The sequence below is a fragment of the Acinetobacter sp. UBA6571 genome (assembly GCF_002434085.1).
Classification (GTDB): domain Bacteria; phylum Pseudomonadota; class Gammaproteobacteria; order Pseudomonadales; family Moraxellaceae; genus Acinetobacter; species Acinetobacter radioresistens.
Genome location: NZ_DJJJ01000060.1, coordinates 24,101 through 44,202 on the forward strand (window position 1 = coordinate 24,101; position 20,102 = coordinate 44,202).

The window sequence follows — 20,102 nt, forward strand, 5'->3', positions numbered from 1 at the left end:
TAGAGCTCTCATTTTTATGTTAGCTTTCTAAGTCTCTATGTTAATTTGAAGAATACTTCATCATAATGTCCGAATACAGCTATATTTTTTTGATTTCTATAATATCACTTGATTCAATTAGCGATTGGATATTACCAAATAAACTTTGAATATAATCAGAGGCTATATGGATATCTAAATCCTCCCTGCTACGCCATTCTTCTAAGAAGAAATATCTACTCGAGTCATTTTCGCTAATATAAAGCTCATATTTCAAGCATCCTTCTTCTTGAAGCGTAGGCTCTATTACACTTTTTAAAATCGCTTCTAACATTTCTTTTTTATCTGATTTTGCCTTAAAGTTCGCAATTATTGAAATAGTCATTATTTCACCTTGAATTTGTTTTAGAAGTTTTCTAGTACAATTTTGCCTTTTGACTTGCCTGATTCAAGCAACTTATGCGCCTTCTCCAAGTGTGCAGCGTTAATTTTGCCTAGATTTTGGTTGAGGGTACTTCTAATTTTTTGCTGGTCAACTAATTGGGCAACCTGTTGCAACAGATCACCCTGCTTTTCAATATCATCGGTTTCATACATTGAACGGGTGAACATCAACTCCCAATGGATAGAAATAGATTTAGTCTTAAACGGCATAATATCAAATGTTTGTGGATCATCGATCAATCCAAGCTTGCCTTGTGGTGCAATCAGAGAAACTATTTGCTTGATATAGGTTTCTGTATGATTGGTAGAGAATACGTATTTTGGTTTTTCAATGCCTAGTGTCTCGATTTGTGCATTTAAATCTTTGCTATGATCAATGACATGGTCGGCACCCAGTGATTCCACCCAAGATTTTGTTTCTTCACGTGAAGCTGTTGCTATAACGGTCAGATTTGTTTTTGCTTTTAGGAGTTGGATAGCGATTGATCCTACACCACCTGCACCACCAATAATTAAAATACTGCCAACTTCTGTTTCTGAAATTTGAAACCGATCAAACAGCATTTCCCATGCCGTTATTGCAGTTAATGGCAATGCTGCTGCTTCTGCATTAGATACTGTAATTGGTTTAAGACTGATAATTCGTTCATCGACTGCTTGAAACTCAGCATTACTACCATCTCGGGTTAAATCGCCAGCATACCAAACAGAATCTCCTACTTTAAACGAGGTAACTTTTGAGCCAACTTCGATAATTTCCCCAACGGCATCCCAACCTAAAATACGATTATTTGCTTCAGACGAATTTTTTCTCACTTTGGTATCAACTGGATTCACAGAGATTGCCTGAACTTTTACCAGTACATCACGCTCCTTAAGCGTAGGCTTCGCTTTTTCAATATCTACCAATGAATTTTTAAAATCATCATGGTTATTGATAACATACGATACGGCTTTCATAGATTTGTCCTTAACTTTAAAAAAATATAGTAAAAATAGGAGCGAAGTGCTCCCATTTTATGTTATTCAATAATTAGAACTCTTGGCTCGTTGGGCGCAAAACAATTTCATTAATATCTACATCCGCAGGCTGTTCAATTGCATAAGCAATTGCTCGAGCGACTGAGTCAGCTGGTATGGCTTGCTTGTAGAAATCAGTAACAAACTCTGAACTTTCTTTATGAGAAGAACCGAATTTTAGTTCTGACTCAATTGCACCAGGCTCAATAGTAGTCGTTCTAATTGTTCCCCCAACTTCATGACGAAGTCCTTCTGAGATGGCTCTTACAGCAAACTTAGTACCGCTATAAACAGTACCTCCTGGACTAAATACTTTTATCCCTGCAACAGATGCGAGATTAATAAAGTGTCCAAAGTTTTGTTTTTGGAAAACAGGTAGGGTAGCTGCTATACCATAAAGAACACCTTTAATATTAATGTCGATCATACGATCCCATTCATCAACTTTTAGCTCACTTAATGGTGCAATAGACATTAATCCAGCATTGTTTACCAATACATCGATTTGACCAAATGCGCTTAATGCCTTTTCAATAAGTGCTTGTACTTCCTGTGGTTTGGTTATATCCATACCAATAAATTCAGCTTGACCACCTTCAGCACGAATGTCGTGAACAATAGCCTCTAATTTTTCAGTACGTCTAGCACCAAGTACAACCTTTGCACCTTTTTTAGCAAGTAAACGAGCAGTAGCTTCACCTAAACCGCTACTTGCACCAGTGATAACAATAACTTTATTTTCTATATTATTCATACAAGTAACCTTCAACCTATCTGGCAATCATATTTGATCGATTAAGTATTACAGCCTTGTTAGGTATAATAAATGAATAATATTATCTTTCAGAATTCCTATTTACGGAATAATTACCAGAACACAGGATTGGACATGCAGAACAAATTGGAAATGATGCGTATCTTTTGTGTCGCAGCAGAGTCTCGCAATTTTAAAGAGGCAGCAACTCAGCTGGGGATTTCTCCGCAGCTAGTGACACGGGCAATAAAAGAGCTAGAAGAGCAGCGCGGAGAGATTCTGTTTTACAGGAGTACTCGACAAATTAAAATTACTGCTGATGGTGAGCGTTTGGCAAAGCAAGCACGTTTTGCGGTGGGATCGATTGATGCTCTGCTTGTAAAAGACACCAAGGAAAAACGAGATGAAATGCGTGGGACCGTCCGTCTTACTGTGTCGTCAGTGTTAGGGCGTAAATTGGTAGTACCTGCACTAGCAGAATTTGCCACACGTTATCCAGATATTGTCGTGGATTGTGTGCTAACAGATTCACACTCGGATGTGATCGATGAGCGAATAGATATCGGGATCAGATTTGGATTTTTGCCGGACAATCGATATGTGGCAAGGGAATTGGCGAAAGTGAACTTTTATTCTGTGGGTACGCCAGAGTTAATTGATAAGGTTGGAATGCCCAAAAAAATTATTGACCTTGATAAATACCCTCTAACAGCACTATTCGATCATAAAACAGGGCGTTACTGGCCATGGACATTCACCGAAAGTCGAAGCTTCACGCCATCAAAGCCTCGTTTTATTACAGATGATCTAGAAGCTGAATTTCAAGCTATTCTCGCTGGAGTTGGATTCGGACACATGCCTGGATTTCTAGTTTTGCCGTGGCTTAGGAGTGGTAAGCTCATTCAGATACTTCATGAGGAAACCTCTCCAGTTTGGCGCCTGTATTTATATCGTCCACAGCGGGGCCCGACACCTTTGCGAATCCGAGCATTGTTTGATTACTTAGCGGAAGTGTTGGGCCATATAGAAACCTGAATCAGATGGAACTAACCTTTTTTCTAGAAAGTAGAAATCAGATAAGACCATCATGTATTTAGAGTAACTACAATTTTTCCTATTTTCTGATTTGATTCAAGATAGCGCTGAGCGTCATGCATGTCCTCAAAGTTAAAGCAACAGTCGATCACTGGACGAAGATATCCTGCACCTATACTGCTAAGAATAAATCGTCTGGCTTGCTCCCTTAGAACAGGGTCATGGAGAACCTCAAGGAACAAAAAACCTCGCATGGTTAAGCTCTTGCGTAATGCAACTTTAAGGGGAAATGGTGTGATCTCCGGGCTAAGTGCACCATGCATGACCATAGTTCCTCCCACAGACATCGCTTTTGCAATCTGTTCAATATGTGGCCCTCCTACAGCATCGAAGGCGACATCAAGATGTTCTCCACCCAAACGTAAAACAAGCGCCTCATACAAATCTGGTTCATCTTCACTGGCTATAACATTTTTAACACCGAGATCTAGTAAACGTTGCTTTTTCTCTATCGTCTGTGTACTTGCAATTACCTTAGCACCCGCTGCTTCAGCGATCTGTATCGCAGCTAGTCCTACGCTACTTGAAGCTGCTGTGATCAAGATCGTTTTTCCTTTCGAAACTCCACCAGCATGGATTACACCACCCCAAGCCGTCAAATACTGCATCCAGATTGAAGAAGCTTCTTCCCAGCTTAAACTGTCGGGTTTGTGAACTAAAAAAGTTTCTGGAATCAGAAGCTTGTCCGTATATGTCCCATATTTAGCTAGATTGTCAGTCGGAAGAATCGATACTGCATCTCCTGGAGAAAATTGACGTACAGCTTCACCTATCGCAAGAACTACGCCTGCTCCCTCATATCCCAGACGAGAGGGGAATACTGCTTTTTGAATATAAGTACCACGCCGAAACATTACATCAGCCCGGTTGAGTCCGATCGTTTTCATCTGTATTAGAACTTCTCCTGCGGCTGGTAAAGCCACAGGAAGTGTTTCTAATGTCAGAACATCTGTATCTCCAATACAATTGAAGCGCCAAGTCTTGGCCTGAAGTGCGTTAAATGACATCAATAACGACCTTAATATTGGCAGAGCGATCTTGAACAGCATCATGAGCCTCAATCGCTTGGTCTAGTGTAAAATGACGAGGATCAACAATAGGACGCAGTTTACCTTCCTCAACGAGACGAGTGGCGATCTTAAGGACATCACCATGATGAGAACGGCGATTGCCTGTTAACATCGGCAATAGGACGAATACGCCAGACAGTGTGGCACACCGTAGAGATGAAATCGCTAAATTATGATTACCAAATGCAGCACAGCTGGTAATGTGGCCATAGTGAGTTGTCATGGAAAGTGAAGCTTCGAGTACTGGACCACCCACAGTGTCGTAAACAATGTTAAAACCTTGACCCTCAGGGCTTGCAGCAATAATGTCATCGGAAGATGCTGTTGTGTAATCGAGAGGTGTTGCACCGAGTTCTGAAATCAGTGATTGATCAGCTGTACGACCAGTCGCCCAAACATTTGCATCAAGTGCTTTTGCAAGCTGAACAACCATATAACCAACGCCACCAGCACCACCCTGAACCAGTACAGTTTGCCCTGGTTGGACCTTAGCATTATCCACTAAACCTTCCCAAGCGGTGAGGAACGTCAATGGTAGTACTGCTGCCTCGCGCATAGAGATATTCCGTGGCTTTAATGCGATCAGATCAGCATCTGCTACAACATATTCTGCTAAAGATCCTTGAAGACCACGAACGCCACCAATCAGACCGTAAACTTCATCTCCGACGTTGAAGTGAGTGACACCTTCACCAATAGCAGTTACAACCCCAGCCATATCTGTTCCCAACACGGCAGGAAGCTCTGGCATAGCATATGGTGCTTCACCAAGACGAATTTTATAATCAATAGGGTTTACACCACTAGCATGAATACGTACTAGAACTTGCCCAGCCTCTGGTTGAGGTATAGGGAGTTCTACACGTGTAAATTCATGATCACCAAAATTTTCTAGGATAAGAGCATTCATCATCTTATTCATAATTGTTCCTTATTTTTAACTGGGGGATGATGTGCACAGTACCAAAGTAAATTAATCCAATAAATGATATTTATAGGATTTAATAATTCCTAAATAATGAATAATAAATATCATCCGCTCACTAAAGATTTGCTAGTACAGTACCTAAACCGGACATTTCTATTTCGGGCTTACATGTTGTGTTATTCACCAATTAAAATGTCTATGCGATAAACCATTTAAAATGTCCTGTTTTTAACCACAAGAGTCAAGCACAGGATTTAACTTTCTTTGTTCAATAACAGCTTTCTGAGCTTTACGACTCGGCATACTTTTCTTGAGACGGGAACGTTTATTCTGTTTTTCCAACTCTTCATGCTGTTGCTGAATATGTGCCAGAACTGTACCTAACCGTTTATTCTCAACGATCTCATTCTGCTGTAGCCCAGCTAATTTATTGAAAATGCTGTAGTTGAGCTTTCGTCCCTCGTGCATGAGGGCCACAGTCCCATCCGGGTACTCCAGAAATGAAATATATTGCCCAACAAGCTTATGATTCAGCTCTGTCGGTTCAAGCAGATAAATACATTTGTCATAGGTCAGGGTCAGATTCTTGGTGACCTTACGCGGTTCCTGCCAGGTAAAAATATCATCCAGTTCAAGATGAGATTCGGTTAATGGCCGATGTAAATTCTTTGAGTTTCGCGCACACTTGGCAAACTTCTGATTGAAATGCTCAATAAAGCAGGGCAGCCAGGCATTTGCCTCGGCAATTGAACAGATACCTTCTAGGCGCATTTCCTTGATCAGGCGATCCTGGAGTGTTCTATTGGCACGTTCCACACGGCCTTTGGCCTGGGGTGAGTTGGCGAAATAATATCAATATTTAACTCATTCAGAATCCGCCCAAATTGCGTGATCTGGCTATCTTGGCTCGATTTCTGATTCACTCGGAATACCGAGTGTTTATCGCTATAAAACGCTAAAGGCTTGCCGTATTGCTCAATGTAGGCTCGGGTTGAAAGCATATAATCAAAGGTCGTTTCAGCCTCACAAAAGCGCAGATGCAACAGCTTTCCAGTGGCGTCATCGATATAAACCAGCAAGCAGCATTTGGAAGCTCGACCTTCAAACCAGTCATGATATGAGCCATCGATCTGGATCAGCTCACCGAAGCAATCACGGTTGTATCGAGGCTGATATGGACGTTTCAGGCGCTTGGATCGAGGAATCCAGAGGTCATTTGCAGTCATCCAGCGACGAACCGTTTCTACCGGGATATGCAGGCCAAACATGCTGCTGAGCTTCTCATGAGCCAATGTAGGACCAAAGCCAAGTAAATGTTCAGAAATAATGGAAAGACATTCTGATTTTAACAGGACGTCATGGCGACGATGACCCGGTTGACCACGACTGGCATGTGCCATACCTGAGACACCATCTTGATTGAGCTTCTGCAATAACCGGGTAATTTGACGGGTGGAAAGATTCAGGATTTCAGCAGCACGGACCTGGGTAATACGATGATCTCTAACGTCTTGCAGAACTGCAAGACGTTGAATTTCTTTATCAGACATAGTGATCAGCATCTATATTTTATATCCAGTCCATGGTGATAAAAACCATCATAAACCAGACATTTTTATTGGTGAGAATATAGACACTTTAAATGGGTTCTAACATGTTGATTTCGTATAAGGTGTATTATGTTAATTTTAAGAAAATTAAATAATTTAACCTTAAATATTTTTCATATCGGATTAACTCAAAGGAATAGATTTAAATGGACTAACTCCGTAAGTTAAAGTTTTTTGATTGATTTAATAAATTCAATAAATTGCGGCGAAAAATCTTTAAATAAAGGAATATCTTTATTTTCTAATAACACTTCTCCCATAAGCTTTAATCCTACGGCAAAAGATTTCATTGATTCTTCATCTATAATTTTTTTCTGCTGCAATTTTTCTAAAACTTTGAAAATATCATCGTGATTATAAGCAGTAAAAACAAGATCTTCAGTGTAAGTTGAAGGCTGTCCTTTTGGATCTACAAGATGCTTTACACTAATTTGATATTTATGTTGTTTCATCGGACTACCTCATTTTTAAGACAGCTAATATCAACAGCAGCTTGATCAATGCTCTTAGCAATTTGATGAATTGTTTCTTCAGTCAGTGCATTATTTTTTAATTTAAGTCGCAATGATGTTTTTAAGTTTGCCATTGCACGATAGATATCTAGATATTGATCATTATTTTGAATTTCACGTCGCGTCTCTAAGCGGCCAAGGATATGTTCTAAATGCTCTCTTTGACCATTTAAATGGTTAATACCAGTCACTGTAATCTTGTACTGCTTACGGTCACCATCAGGTTTTTCAATAGAAACAAATTGCATGTCTTCAAGATAAGATAAGGTTGGGTAAATTGTGCCTGTACTTGGGCTATATCCACCACCTACCAACTCACCAATGCTTTTAATAATTTCGTAACCGTATCTAGGCGCTTGTTCAATTAAAGAAAGCACTAGCAATTTCATATGGCCAGATTCAAATAAACGGCTTTTACGTGATGGCTTATCTGAATTTATCAGCAAAGAGTCAGTTGTTTCATTCATAAGTTGGTATATCTAAGATTTACTAAGATATATCTTAGTAAATCTTAGATATATTTTCAATTCTTTTATTTATCCCCGCATTTAACTTATGTTTACCTAAAATCTAGTTTATAAATTATTTTTACAATATATTTATTAATTTCAATATTTTGAAGAAAAATAATAGAAATTTATAAAAAATTAGTACATGAACTTATAGGATTTTTAAGAGCATTTATATGAATGACTAAGTACTGTGAAAAAAGAGAACTAGATGACGTTTAGATAAAATTTTCAATCAAATAATCTTATTGTTGTTATTTCTAGTCACATAGTCTATTTTTATTATATGAATTATTCTTCCTCACCCAAAAGACCACGTGGTCGACCAACCAAACACGGTTGTAACTATGCAGACACTAAAGAAGTTTTAATCCACCGAGGTATCGAGTTACTGACCGAACGTGGAATGAATGCTATGAGCTTGCACGATCTCATGAAATCAATCCAAGTTCCTAAAGGGTCTTTCTACCATTATTTTGTAAATAAAGAGGCTTTTATTTTAGAAGTCTTAGATGCTTATGAACTTTATTTTGTGAAGCGATTGAATAAGTTTTTAAGTCAAACTGATCTTTCCCCACTAGAAAAGCTGCAAAATTTTGTAAAAGATGCGGGTGAAAAAATGCAAAAATATGATTTTAAACGAGGTTGTATTTTAGGTAACTTAGGACAAGAAGTGTCGTATTTGCCACAAGAAATCATTGCCCGAATCGAAAGTATCTTTAAGGTATGGGAGAAATTAGTTTCTGATTGCCTACATCAGTCAAATTCACAATATAGCCTAGCTGATTGCGATGAAGCTGCTTATCAGTTTTGGATTGGGTGGGAAGGTGCAGTTCTAAGAGCACGTTTGGTCAAATCAACAAGTCCCTTAGATGCATTTTATCGCTTGTTTACTTTAGCTGTAAAACAACAAAATCACGTAAAAAGTTAATTAAAAAATAAATGCAGACGTCTGTATTTATTTTTTAATTAATTCTAGACAAGCAGTCTAATTAAATGGAGAGGAAGTTCTATGTACAAAGGTATTGTAATTACTAAAGATGAAGCAGGTTACACATCACGAATTACTGAGATTGCATCAAAGCCTTTACAAGAAGGAGAGGTTAGAGTCGAAGTCAAATATTCAACACTCAATTATAAAGATGCTTTAGCCATTACTGGGCGTTCACCAGTGGTGCGTAGTTTTCCTTTGACCCCAGGCATCGATTTTTCGGGTGTTGTGATTGAATCAAAACATCCAGCATGGAAAGAAAGAGATGAAGTTCTACTGAATGGTTGGGGAGTGGGTGAAAAGTATTTTGGAGGGCTAGCCGAGCAAGTCACTGTTTCTGGTGATTGGCTCATACAAAAACCTTCTGCTTTTTCTTTTAAAGATACGATGGTTATTGGTACAGCAGGTTATACCGCAATGTTGTGTGTCATGGCTTTACAAAAACATGGTATTAAACCAAGTGATGGAAAAATTTTAGTGACAGGTGCAAATGGTGGAGTAGGTAGTATTGCCATTATTATTTTGAATCATCTTGGTTATGAGATTACAGCTTCAACTGGTCGACCTCAAGAGTCAGAATATTTAACCTATCTAGGTGCGAGTGAAATTATTGATCGTATTGAATTATCTTCCCCAGGAAAGCCATTAAACAAAGAAGTTTGGGCTGGCGTAATTGATACTGTTGGAAGCCATACTTTAGCCAATGCATGTGCTAGTACAAAATATCGTGGTGCAGTTGCTGCGTGTGGTTTGGCAGGCGGAATGGATTTTCCAGCAACAGTTGCTCCATTTATTCTAAGAGGGATTACCTTATATGGAATTGATAGCGTGATGGCACCAATCGAATTAAGAAAAGAAGCATGGGAACGTTTGGCTACAGAATTAGATCAAACAAAATTAGAAACAGTAACGACTGAAATTCAGTTAACAGATGCTTTAAATATTTCAAATGAAATTTTAGATGGAAAAATTCGAGGTAGAGTTGTTGTACAGATATAGTTCAACAAAATGAGTTGTGGGACTGTTCTAAATTTTGTGTAAGTACTTAATTTTCATTTATCCTACTGAGGATAATAAAAAGAGGTACTTCACATGGATGAAGCTACAATCAAAAGTATGGCAGCTGAATTAGCTAAAGGTTTAAAAACTCCTGAAGATTTAAACCAAATGACAGCCATATTTAAAAAGTTCATGATCGAAACCGCTCTGAATACTGAGCTTTCTGAACATTTAGGCTATGAAAAGCATCAACCTAAGAAAGGATCTAATGCACGTAATGGTTTTAGCTCCAAAACAGTTCTAACACAAGATGGGCAGCTTGCTTTAGATATCCCTCGTGATCGTGACGGCTCTTTTAAACCACAGATTATTAAGAAGCATCAAACACGCATTACTAGCATGGATGATCAAATTCTTTCGCTATATGCGAAAGGAATGACAAATAGAGAAATTGTTGCTTTTTTAAAGAAATGTACGATGCCGATGTATCTGCCTCCCTTATTAGTAAGGTGACGGATGCTGTCATTGAACAAGTGACAGAATGGCAAAATAGAACACTCGATAGTCTTTATCCTGTTGTCTATTTAGATTGCATTGTTGTTAAGGTTCGTCAGCATTCAACAGTAATCAATAAATCAGTTTATTTAGCATTAGGCATTAACCTGGATGGCCAAAAAGAACTTCTTGGCATGTGGCTTGCTCAAACAGAAGGTTCCAAATTCTGGCTGTCAGTCATGACAGAGCTTAAAAATCGAGGAGTGCAAGATATTCTTGTAGCCTGCCTTGCGAAGCAGCGCTTCTCAGGACTAAAAGGCTTTCCTGATGCGATAGCCTCTGTCTACGCTCATACTGATATCCAGCTGTGTATCGTACATGTTGTACGCAATAGCCTGAGATTTTTGAGCTGGAAGGACTACAAAGCTGTAACAGCAGGATTGAAGGCGATCTATCAGGCAAGTACAAAGGAAAATGCTTTAAAGTCCCTAGATATCTTCTGCGATCAATGGTATCACCAGTATCCAAAAATTGGAGAATCCTGGCGGGCAAATTGGGAAAATATCCGAACGATCTTTAGCTATCCTGCTGAAATACGTCATGCGATTTATACAACAAATGCAATTGAATCATTGAATAGCGTGATCCGCCATTCAACTAAAAAGAGAAAGATCTTCTCTTCTGATGATTCAGTGAAAAAGGTCATTTATTTAGCAACTTCAAATGCTGCTAAAAAATGGACCATGCCAATTCAAAATTGGCGTTTAGCAATGAATTGGTTTACGATTCAGTTCGATGATCGATTAAAAGATCATTTATAAAAAATGAGACTTACACAAAATAATTTACAGGCTCGTAGAAACATGAAAATACATTCTTTTGGTGAACACAATAACATTACTTTATCTAATAATTGTATTGAAGTTCGAGGTGCACGTGAGCATAACCTTAAGGATGTAGATGTTTCTATCCCAAGAAATGCACTTGTTGTTTTCTCAGGTGTATCGGGTTCAGGAAAATCATCACTTGCTTTTGGAACTATTTTTGCTGAAGCACAAAGAAGATATTTCGAATCTGTTGCACCTTATGCAAGACGCTTAATAGATCAGGCCGGAGTACCAGATGTTGATGCTATTGATGGTCTACCACCAGCAGTAGCATTGCAACAACAACGTGGTGCAAGTAATACCCGTTCTTCTGTTGGAAGTGTAACAACTTTATCAAATCTCGTGCGAATGATTTATTCGCGTGCTGGTGCATATCCTGCCGATCAGCCAATGTTATATGCCGAGGACTTTTCACCGAACACTCCTCAAGGTGCTTGTCCTACCTGTCATGGTTTAGGTCACATTTATGAAGTTACAGAATCGACAATGGTTCCTGACCCAACACTCAGTATTCGTGAGAGAGCTATCGCATCATGGCCACCTGCTTGGCACGGGCAAAACTTACGCGATATCCTAGTAACCCTAGGGTATGATGTTGATCGACCATGGAAAGATTTACCGCAATCGGATAGAGACTGGATTTTATTTACTGAAGAAACCCCAACAGTTCCTGTCTATGCTGGTTTAAGCCCCGCTGAGACTCAATCTGCACTTAAACGTAAACTAGAACCCAGCTATATGGGCACTTTCACTGGTGCTCGTCGCTATGTCCTTCATACTTTTGCTAATACCCAAAGTACGTTGATGAAAAAACGTGTTTCACGTTTTATGGAAGGAAAAATATGCCCTTCCTGTCATGGTAAACGCCTTAAACCAGAAGCCTTATCTATTACCTTTGCTGGAGTAGATATTGGTGAGTTTATGCAACTTTCTTTGGATAAGTTAACTTGCCTGCTTGAGCCCATTGTTCTTGGCAATTTCGACGCTCATGATGCTGGAGAAAAGACTAATAATAAAGTAACCCAACTTGATAGATCTGAACGAGCAACAACAGGTAGAGCAGTGCATTCTGTATCTCCAGATGTAAGACGTACGTCAGCACTTTCAGATGAAAAGAAAATTGCTGCCCAGCGTTTAGCAAATGGTGTGGTGGGGCGTTTAAATCAATTACGCCAGTTAGGTCTTGGTTATCTAACATTAGATAGAGCCACACCGACTCTTTCGGCGGGAGAGTTACAACGTTTGCGTTTAGCAACACAATTAAGTTCTATGCTATTTGGTGTAGTTTATGTACTGGATGAACCGTCTGCTGGATTACATCCTTCAGATAGTCAGTCATTATATGATTCTCTCGATAAATTAAGAGACGCTGGAAACTCCGTATTTGTTGTAGAGCATGATTTAGAGCTCATGCGTCGTGCTCAATGGTTAGTGGATGTTGGACCAGATGCAGGAGAGCAAGGTGGTAATATTTTATATAGTGGAGTACCTCAGGGTTTAAGTGAGATTTCAGCTTCACGTACTGCAAGTTATTTATTTAATAAAATCCCAGTTACTCAAAGTTATGGACGTACACCCTCTGGTTGGCTTGAACTTAACAATATTTACCGACATAACCTGCATAATATTGATGCTCGTATACCTCTTGGTGTACTTACAGCAGTTACAGGTATTTCAGGTTCAGGTAAATCTAGTCTCGTTTCTCAAGCTTTACCCGAGTTAGTACTTTCATATTTAGGCAATGAATCTGAAACTGAAAACAATAATGAAAATAATCCTTTAAATGAAGGAATGTTGGTTACCGAGGTTACACAGGGTTCTCTGGCTGGTGATGTGGAGGCTATACAGCGTCTGGTACAGGTTGATCAAAAACCAATTGGCCGTACTCCACGTTCTAATCTGGCAACTTATACGGGTTTATTTGATCATGTTAGAAAGTTATTTGCTGGGACTCCTGAAGCTCGCCAAGCTCATTATGATGCTGGACGTTTTTCGTTTAATGTGGCTAAAGGGCGATGTGAAACTTGTGAGGGTGAAGGCTTTGTCAGTGTAGAATTATTGTTTATGCCAAGTGTATATGCCCCATGTCCGACATGTCATGGTGCTCGATATAATGATGACACTCTGAAAATTCGCTGGAATGGACGTAATATTGCTGAAGTATTAGGAATGACCGTCAATGAAGCACGTGATTTTTTTGATGGAGAGGTCTCGATTGCTCGTTCACTACAATTATTAAAGGAAATTGGCCTTGGTTATTTACGTTTAGGGCAACCAGCGACTGAATTATCTGGTGGAGAAGCGCAACGTATTAAATTGGCGACCGAGCTGCAACGCAATCAGCGTGGAAATACACTGTATATACTTGATGAGCCAACTACAGGTTTGCATCCATCAGATGTAGATCGATTGTTAGTTCAATTGCAGCGATTAGTCGATGCGGGTAATACCGTGGTTATGATTGAGCATGATATGCGTGCCGTTGCACAAGCAGATTGGGTGATTGATGTGGGACCAGGTGCTGGAAATGCTGGTGGGAATATTGTTGTGGCAGGAACACCAAAACAAATAACAGAAAATCAAGATAGCCGTACTGCTCCATATTTAGTTAATGAGTTAGTGAGTCGTGATACTAAACGTTGATATTGCGAGTGGGTAGAATAAAACCTTAAATTAAAAGCCTGTAAAATCAATCAGATATTTTTTTGTTTTAGGTGGTGTGTCAGCATGAAATCTAAAAGTTTTTTTCAACTAAGGGCTTTGTTGCACAAACCTATCTGTAATGGCTTTTTCAGCGATATAATTTTCAAATGAAGAAGCCTACACAGAAAATCTACCGCACAACCAATTGGCCCGCATATAACCGAGCACTCATGAGTCGCAGAGATATTGCCATTTGGTTTGATCCTACTACGCAATGGTATGCTCCATCAAAAGGCAAACAAGGGCGAAATCAAACATACTCCGACGCAGCCATCCAATGCTGCTTAATGATTAAATCCTTATTCCGTCTGTCTTTACGCATGGTCACTGGCTTTGTGCAAAGTCTGATTAAACTTTGCAGCTGAGCAGCCCCGAATATCAGTGATATTCGTATTCCACCATTTGTAGAAGACAAAAGCATATTGATATTGCAATCAGCTACCAAAAAAGTAGCGATGGGCTGCATCTACTCATGGACTCTACAGGCATGAAGTTTCTAGGTGAGAGCGAATGGAAACGCAAGAAACATGGACCTGAATATCGTCGCCAATGGCGTAAACTTCATATTGGCATAGATTCTAAAACCCTACAAATACGAGCAGTTCAGCTTACAACCAATAATGTCAGTAATTCACAGGTGCTTGGTGATTTACTTGATCAGATTCCACAAGATGAGCGGATTGACTCTGTTTATACCGATGGAGCTTATGACACCAAGCAATGCCGTCAGGTCATTGCAGATCGGCAAGCGCATGCGGTGATTCCACCTAGAGAAAATGCGAAACCATGGAAAGATACAAAGAGTAGCTCGCTAGAGCGAAATGAATTACTTCGAACAGTTAAGCGTTTAGGCAGGACACTATGGAAAAATGGTCAGGCTATCATCGGCGAAGTTTGGTTGAAACTAAGATGCACTGCATTAAATTATTAGGAGATAAACTCAGTGCAAGGAGTTTTGATAGCCAAGTGAATGAGATCCATGCACGTGTAGCAGTCCTTAACAGATTTACGGAATTAGGTCGACCACTTACCCAAGTTACGCCTTAAATTTGGCTCAATTAGGGGCGCTTTGCATTTCAAATCTTTGTGCAACAAAGCCCTTAAAAACAAGAAAAAGAGGATTGATAAAATGATGATAAAAAATAAAAAAGCGCCTGACGGCGCTTTCCTTTAATCATATTTATGGCGTCAGAATCACTTTACGACAGTCTTCTTCTTTTTTATCAAAAATACGGTAACCTTCCGCAGCATCTTCCAGTTTCATGCGATGGGTAATAATCAGATCTGGAGACAGATCTCCATTTTCAATATGTTCTAGCAACTGCGGCAAGTAATTATGCACATGAGTTTGTCCCATTTTAAAGGTTAAACCTTTGTCAAAGGCATCACCAAACAGGAAGCCATGAATTGGACCGGCATAAACTCCAGGTACACTTACCACACCGCCGCGGCGGACCGCTGCAATACATTGTCTTAACGCTGAACCACTCGAACCTTCTAATTTCAGGTTAGTCATTATGGTTTCCAGCATGCTGCCTTTGGCTTCAAAACCGACCGCATCAATGACGGCATCGACTCCACGATAACCCGTGGTATTTTGAATGATAAATTCAGCGGCATCGACTTCATCAAAATTGACCGGAATCACTCCATAGGTTTGATGTGCGAAACGCAGACGATAAGGATGGTGATCGACCATAAAAATCTGCTCGGCACCGAGCATCCGCGCACAGGCAGCAGCCAGCAGACCGACTGGGCCAGCACCATAAATCGCCACACTGGAACCTCGACCAACTTGGGCATTGTTTACTGCTTGCCAGGCGGTTGGTAGAATATCGGTCAGGAATAATACTTTTTCATCAGGCAGGGAGCCTGGCACTTTAAATGGTCCGACATTGCCCTTGGGGATCCGCACATATTCAGCTTGACCACCCGGTATACCACCATACAGATGGCTAAAGCCAAATAAAGCTGCCCCTGGTGGAATCTGTTTTTTATTGAGAATTGCACCACGGCCGGTATTGGTATTTTCACAGGCAGCCATTAGTTCATGTTCACAGAAAAAACAGTGACCGCATGCAATCACAAAGGGAATAATTACCCGATCACCTTTTTTGACTTCGGTTACTTGTGGGCCGACTTCTTCTACAATTCCCATAAATTCATGGCCGAAAATATCACCGTCTTCAGTGGCCGGGATTTTTCCCCGGTATAAATGCAGATCTGAGCCACAGATGGCGGTGGCTGTCACCCTTAAAATAACGTCATCTGGTTCCTGAATCACTGGATCTGGAACAGATTCAACTCGTACATCCCGAGCACCATGATAGGTAAGAGCACGCATGCGGATTTCCTCTTTCTAGCTCAACATTAAACAGACTCGTAGCAAGGCTGCCAAGAATTAAAAAACGCTTGTATTAGAGCCTTAGGATGAAACAGCACGCTGTAAATTAATGTATGAAATAAGGTATTCAACTGTTTAAAAAATAAACTTATATAGGGTTTACGTAATTCGTGACCTTATGTGTCGAATGAATAGAAAAGAACAGAATTAAAGAAAAATCTAGTAATTTCTATAACTTATAGATTATTAATTCTGTGCTATCTATTATTTTTAGAAATAAATGTCCCTAACATAATCATAGAGGTACTAACTCCCCCTATTACTAAACTCATGAGTATTATTTCTATACTTAATATCTCTGTCCAATGGCTATGGTCACTCCACGGAATATATATGCCATGTCCAAATAAAAAATTTATAGTGCATAAAATAAGGAAGCTAATGAGAGTGGATATTATCAAGGTAACTATAAGATTTTTCCAAACTTTGCGTCCTACACACAGTACGAAAAATGTTAGGCATAACATTATGGTTATTGAGATTATTAAAATAATATTCCAATATTTCATTTTTATTACTCATAAGCTTTTTTATTAAACTTAATAAAATCCTATAGTTAGTTTTCTATATTTTTTAATATAAAATTATACTCATTATTAAGCAATATCATTATGTTCCATCATTATTACTATAATTCATAAAGAATGAGTTCTTTTCTAAATGATATCTTTAGGCTAGGTAAAAATAAAAAACCACAATTAAAAGTGTGGTCAATTTGGAGAAAGTCTCAGGTCTAAAAAGAAAAAAATAGTTAATTTTCCTCTTCACAGAAATTAGTAGAGCAATGCTTTCCTGATCTTTTTATCTGTCTTATACTGCGATAAAGTATATACAGCCCAGATTGCGGCCGGAATCCACCCTAAAATCGTAATCTGAAGAAATAAACAAATCATTCCTGCAAATGGACGACCTATCGTAAAAAACAGCAGCCAGGGAAAAATTAAAGCAACCAAAAGTCTCATATTACGGTCCTACTGATACGTTATTTCAGGTGAATTAATTTTCATTGAAGGGGTAAATTAAACAATTTTCGATCACGTTCTTCTGTTAAATACTTATCCATTTGTGTAATTAATTTGGCTCTAGCCTTTTCATCATCTCCGGTAATTTTCAACATGCAGGATCCGATTAAAATCTTGCGTCTAGTATCACTGAGAAAATCCACGATTTGATGCATTTTTATCATCATCTTGATTAGCCATATCTATACCGCCTTTGATTATTCTTCGCGAAAGGTAAATAGCTTGTCTATCTTAGTGAGTCGGCCATACTGAATAGCTACCGATTTTGTAGACACCTTTTAGTTAGATAAAAAAGCAATTTTTTTGATCTTTAAAGAATGAGGATATAGTATTTGTAAAATTACTTAGCTGCTTAAAACTTAATTCTAATTGGTTAATAGGTGAAAAATGAAATTAGCAGAAGCTCTCTTACTTCGAAGTGATCAACAAAAAAAAATTATTTCATTAAAACAACGTATCAATGCAAATGTATTGGTACAAGATGGTGATAAACCATCTGAAGATCCAAATGAACTATTAAAACAAGTATTTTCTTTAATTCAAGAATTTCAAAAATTAAGTTATGCAATTCATGAAACTAATGCTTTAACAAAATTAAATGATGGCCGTTCTCTACTTGCTTTATTGTCTTTGCGTGATGAATTTGTAGAACAGCACAAAACCCTAACTGCAGCAATAAGTAATACATCTCGTGAATCTGATCGTTATAGTACGCGGGAAATAAAGTGGCATAAAGTTATTCCAGTTTCATCACTACAAAAACAAGCTGATGATATTAGTCTTAAATTACGTGATTTAAATGTGTTAATTCAGTCGAATAATTGGAAAATTGATTTGATTGAAGCCTAATAGTCCTTTAGATATAATCAAGTTGAACATACTGGGCGAGTACAAGATCCCTTACTTCCACAACATAGGATTGTAAATAAAGTGTAGTGGCTTGCAAAGCAAGTGGATAAGCTTAAAATTTTAAGTACAAATCAATCCATCACTTGGCATAATTCAAATCTTTGTGCGAACAAAGTTACACGTTACTTATAACTACCATGTACTGACAGTATGTTCACCTCAATTACTAAAAATAAAGAAATGAGCAAGCATCAGCTCAACTACATTTCTATTTTTAATTCAGTTCGGCTTTGTTGCATAAAGAGTTGAAAGATAGACTTTGAAAATTATTGTAAGCCCAAAATAGAAATGTCCGGTTTCTCCAAAGTAAAAATGTCCGCTTTTAGAATATGCACTTTTGCAATTTCCTTAGCGGACGGTTTGATATGTTGGTGTCTATGTCGGATAAAGAACTTAAACGATTGTCGATCTTGCAGGAAATCTGTGATCAACGCATAACTCAATCCCAAGCTGCTCAGCTACTGCATATTTCAGAACGTCAGATCAGACGCTTACTGCAAAAATACAAAGCTCAAGGTCCCACTGCATTAGCCCATGCCGGTCGTGGCCAAACCAGCAATTCTAAACTTCCTGAAGAGATCAGACTCAAGTGCCTCAATATTGTTTCAGATCAACTTTATGGTTTCGGACCCACTTTAGCGCATGAAAAGCTCACCACCGTGCATGGATTCGATCGTTCAGTAGAAACCCTGCGTTCCTGGATGATTGCAGCCGATTTATGGATTCCTCGCGCCAAGCGCCTGAAACGCCCGTATCAGCCTCGATATAACCGGGATTGTTATGGTGAACTGATCCAAATTGATGGCTCACATCATGACTGGTTTGAAGGACGTGCAGCTAAATGCTGTTTACTGGTGTTTATTGATGATGCCACAGGAAAATTGCAGCATTTACGCTTCTGTGAATCAGAATCAACCTTTGACTATATGATTTCAACACGCCTGTATGTTGAACAGCACGGTAAGCCCTTAGCGTTTTACAGCGATAAACATTCAGTGTTTAGGGTAAATCAAAGCAGTAAGAAAGACATCAGGATTACCCAGTTTGGACGCGTACTCAGTACCCTCAAAATCGATATCATCTTCGCTAACTCACCCCAGGCCAAAGGTCGTGTGGAACGAGCGAATAGAACACTTCAGGATCGTCTGATTAAGGAGATGCGCCTGGAAGGTATCAATTCGATTGCAGATGCGAATAAGTGGTTGCCCTGCTTTATTGAGCAATTTAATCGTAAATTTGCCAAGATGGCTTTTAATCCCAAGGATCTACACCGGACTGTCACTGAAACAGCCGAAGAGTTAGATGATGTTTTTACCTGGCGTGAACCACGCAGAGTGACGAAAAGCCTGACCATTACTTATGATAAATGTGTATATCTCTTGGAGAATACAGAAGAAAATCAGAGGTTGATCGGCAAGTATCTTGAATTTCTAGAATACCCGGATGGTACTGTGGCCATCATGCATGAAAGTCGGAAGATCAATTACAGCATCTTCGATAAATTAAGTCAGCTGAACCAGCGAGAGATTGTTGAGAATAAACGGTTGGGTGCTGTTCTGAATCATATCCAACAGCAGCATGAAGAACTGGAACAGCAAAACAAACGCAATCGTTCTCAAAAGATGCCAAGCAGACGTGCACAGAAAACAGCAATTCAACAGCGAAATCTGAATCCTGTGCTTGACTTGGAAATGTCCATATAGGACATTTCTATTTGGTTATTAGGTAGGACATTTCTACTTGGGAATAACACTAACATAACAGCATTCAA

The 20,102-nt window shown here is 39.1% G+C and carries 15 protein-coding genes and 4 pseudogenes; 8 read left to right on the forward strand and 11 right to left on the reverse strand.

Translation table 11 applies throughout. The features are described from left to right. Nucleotides 1–79: 79 nt before the first annotated feature. The 3 genes from B3X18_RS12420 to B3X18_RS12430 form a co-directional block, all read right to left on the reverse strand. Nucleotides 80–364 carry a putative quinol monooxygenase gene (locus tag B3X18_RS12420; protein WP_005015487.1) on the reverse strand — a complete coding sequence of 95 codons (285 nt, stop codon included), beginning with the start codon at nt 362–364 and terminating at the stop codon, nt 80–82. 20 nt (nt 365–384) lie between these two features. Then, complete coding sequence (locus B3X18_RS12425; protein WP_005015485.1) at nt 385–1,383, reverse strand: zinc-binding alcohol dehydrogenase family protein; 999 nt, start codon at nt 1,381–1,383, stop codon at nt 385–387. A gap of 73 nt (nt 1,384–1,456) precedes the next feature. After that, entirely contained in the window at nt 1,457–2,197 is a 741-nt protein-coding gene (locus tag B3X18_RS12430) for an SDR family oxidoreductase (protein WP_005015484.1), read from the reverse strand. Nucleotides 2,198–2,332: 135 nt separating this feature from the next. Between B3X18_RS12430 and B3X18_RS12435 the strand changes: the two genes are divergently transcribed. Further along, the gene (locus B3X18_RS12435; protein WP_004647738.1) at nt 2,333–3,232 is read left to right on the forward strand and encodes a LysR family transcriptional regulator; all 900 of its coding nucleotides are present in this window, start codon (nt 2,333–2,335) and stop codon (nt 3,230–3,232) included. Nucleotides 3,233–3,282: 50 nt separating this feature from the next. On the opposite strand, the gene B3X18_RS12440 is transcribed toward B3X18_RS12435, so the two are convergent. The 5 genes and pseudogenes from B3X18_RS12440 to B3X18_RS12460 all read right to left on the reverse strand — a co-directional run bounded on the left by B3X18_RS12440 (nt 3,283) and on the right by B3X18_RS12460 (nt 7,879). Then, nucleotides 3,283–4,299 carry a zinc-dependent alcohol dehydrogenase family protein gene (locus B3X18_RS12440; protein WP_005404268.1) on the reverse strand — a complete coding sequence of 339 codons (1,017 nt, stop codon included), beginning with the start codon at nt 4,297–4,299 and terminating at the stop codon, nt 3,283–3,285. Then, complete coding sequence (locus B3X18_RS12445; RefSeq protein ID WP_005015467.1) at nt 4,289–5,284, reverse strand: zinc-dependent alcohol dehydrogenase family protein; 996 nt, start codon at nt 5,282–5,284, stop codon at nt 4,289–4,291. The genes B3X18_RS12440 and B3X18_RS12445 overlap by 11 nt, the downstream gene beginning before the upstream one ends. 234 nt (nt 5,285–5,518) lie before the next feature. After that, nucleotides 5,519–6,852, reverse strand: a pseudogene (locus B3X18_RS12450) (ISNCY-like element ISAba32 family transposase). Nucleotides 6,853–7,064: 212 nt separating this feature from the next. Then, nucleotides 7,065–7,352 carry a DUF3861 domain-containing protein gene (locus B3X18_RS12455; protein WP_005015460.1) on the reverse strand — a complete coding sequence of 96 codons (288 nt, stop codon included), beginning with the start codon at nt 7,350–7,352 and terminating at the stop codon, nt 7,065–7,067. After that, on the reverse strand, nt 7,349–7,879 hold the full coding sequence (locus B3X18_RS12460; protein ID WP_005015457.1) for a PadR family transcriptional regulator: 531 nt from the start codon (nt 7,877–7,879) through the stop codon (nt 7,349–7,351). Before B3X18_RS12460 ends, B3X18_RS12455 begins: the two co-directional genes overlap by 4 nt. A gap of 328 nt (nt 7,880–8,207) precedes the next feature. On the opposite strand from B3X18_RS12460, the gene B3X18_RS12465 reads away from it, so the two are divergent. The 5 genes and pseudogenes from B3X18_RS12465 (at nt 8,208) to B3X18_RS12485 (ending at nt 15,043) form a co-directional block, all read left to right on the forward strand. Then, complete coding sequence (locus B3X18_RS12465) at nt 8,208–8,852, forward strand: TetR/AcrR family transcriptional regulator (RefSeq protein ID WP_005015453.1); 645 nt, start codon at nt 8,208–8,210, stop codon at nt 8,850–8,852. A gap of 81 nt (nt 8,853–8,933) precedes the next feature. Continuing rightward, on the forward strand, nt 8,934–9,911 hold the full coding sequence (locus B3X18_RS12470) for an MDR family oxidoreductase (RefSeq protein WP_005015450.1): 978 nt from the start codon (nt 8,934–8,936) through the stop codon (nt 9,909–9,911). Between the two features lie 93 nt (nt 9,912–10,004). Then, nucleotides 10,005–11,227, forward strand: a pseudogene (locus B3X18_RS12475) (IS256 family transposase). A gap of 42 nt (nt 11,228–11,269) precedes the next feature. After that, the gene (locus tag B3X18_RS12480; RefSeq protein WP_005015443.1) at nt 11,270–13,936 is read left to right on the forward strand and encodes an excinuclease ABC subunit UvrA; all 2,667 of its coding nucleotides are present in this window, start codon (nt 11,270–11,272) and stop codon (nt 13,934–13,936) included. 167 nt (nt 13,937–14,103) lie between these two features. Continuing rightward, nucleotides 14,104–15,043, forward strand: a pseudogene (locus tag B3X18_RS12485) (IS5 family transposase). Nucleotides 15,044–15,176: 133 nt separating this feature from the next. On the opposite strand, the gene B3X18_RS12490 reads toward B3X18_RS12485, so the two are convergent. From B3X18_RS12490 to B3X18_RS12500, 3 genes and pseudogenes are all read right to left on the reverse strand, one after another. Then, a complete protein-coding gene (locus B3X18_RS12490; protein ID WP_005015436.1) occupies nt 15,177–16,340 on the reverse strand; it encodes a zinc-dependent alcohol dehydrogenase in 1,164 nt (387 codons plus the stop codon). Between the two features lie 833 nt (nt 16,341–17,173). Continuing rightward, nucleotides 17,174–17,362: a YqaE/Pmp3 family membrane protein gene (locus B3X18_RS12495; protein ID WP_005015434.1), complete on the reverse strand. Its 189-nt coding sequence runs from the start codon at nt 17,360–17,362 to the stop codon at nt 17,174–17,176. A gap of 41 nt (nt 17,363–17,403) precedes the next feature. Continuing rightward, nucleotides 17,404–17,550 (reverse strand): annotated as a pseudogene (locus tag B3X18_RS12500) (mobilization protein); the annotation flags it as partial. 259 nt (nt 17,551–17,809) lie between these two features. On the opposite strand from B3X18_RS12500, the gene B3X18_RS12505 reads away from it, so the two are divergent. After that, nucleotides 17,810–18,271 carry a DIP1984 family protein gene (locus B3X18_RS12505; RefSeq protein WP_004733111.1) on the forward strand — a complete coding sequence of 154 codons (462 nt, stop codon included), beginning with the start codon at nt 17,810–17,812 and terminating at the stop codon, nt 18,269–18,271. Nucleotides 18,272–18,708: 437 nt separating this feature from the next. Continuing rightward, nucleotides 18,709–20,034: an ISNCY family transposase gene (locus tag B3X18_RS12510; protein ID WP_079282529.1), complete on the forward strand. Its 1,326-nt coding sequence runs from the start codon at nt 18,709–18,711 to the stop codon at nt 20,032–20,034. The last annotated feature ends 68 nt before the right edge of the window (nt 20,035–20,102 follow it).

Bases quoted from the DNA above. Each gene is read 5' to 3' on its own strand.
- B3X18_RS12455 (WP_005015460.1), bottom strand. From the start codon at position 7,352: ATGAAACAACATAAATATCAAATTAGTGTAAAGCATCTTGTAGATCCA.
- B3X18_RS12470 (WP_005015450.1), top strand. From the start codon at position 8,934: ATGTACAAAGGTATTGTAATTACTAAAGATGAAGCAGGTTACACATCA.
- B3X18_RS12425 (WP_005015485.1), bottom strand. From the start codon at position 1,383: ATGAAAGCCGTATCGTATGTTATCAATAACCATGATGATTTTAAAAAT.
- B3X18_RS12440 (WP_005404268.1), bottom strand. From the start codon at position 4,299: ATGTCATTTAACGCACTTCAGGCCAAGACTTGGCGCTTCAATTGTATT.
- B3X18_RS12445 (WP_005015467.1), bottom strand. From the start codon at position 5,284: ATGAATAAGATGATGAATGCTCTTATCCTAGAAAATTTTGGTGATCAT.
- B3X18_RS12460 (WP_005015457.1), bottom strand. From the start codon at position 7,879: ATGAATGAAACAACTGACTCTTTGCTGATAAATTCAGATAAGCCATCA.
- B3X18_RS12465 (WP_005015453.1), top strand. From the start codon at position 8,208: ATGAATTATTCTTCCTCACCCAAAAGACCACGTGGTCGACCAACCAAA.
- B3X18_RS12435 (WP_004647738.1), top strand. From the start codon at position 2,333: ATGCAGAACAAATTGGAAATGATGCGTATCTTTTGTGTCGCAGCAGAG.
- B3X18_RS12510 (WP_079282529.1), top strand. From the start codon at position 18,709: ATGTCGGATAAAGAACTTAAACGATTGTCGATCTTGCAGGAAATCTGT.
- B3X18_RS12430 (WP_005015484.1), bottom strand. From the start codon at position 2,197: ATGAATAATATAGAAAATAAAGTTATTGTTATCACTGGTGCAAGTAGC.
- B3X18_RS12490 (WP_005015436.1), bottom strand. From the start codon at position 16,340: ATGCGTGCTCTTACCTATCATGGTGCTCGGGATGTACGAGTTGAATCT.
- B3X18_RS12480 (WP_005015443.1), top strand. From the start codon at position 11,270: ATGAAAATACATTCTTTTGGTGAACACAATAACATTACTTTATCTAAT.
- B3X18_RS12495 (WP_005015434.1), bottom strand. From the start codon at position 17,362: ATGAGACTTTTGGTTGCTTTAATTTTTCCCTGGCTGCTGTTTTTTACG.
- B3X18_RS12505 (WP_004733111.1), top strand. From the start codon at position 17,810: ATGAAATTAGCAGAAGCTCTCTTACTTCGAAGTGATCAACAAAAAAAA.
- B3X18_RS12420 (WP_005015487.1), bottom strand. From the start codon at position 364: ATGACTATTTCAATAATTGCGAACTTTAAGGCAAAATCAGATAAAAAA.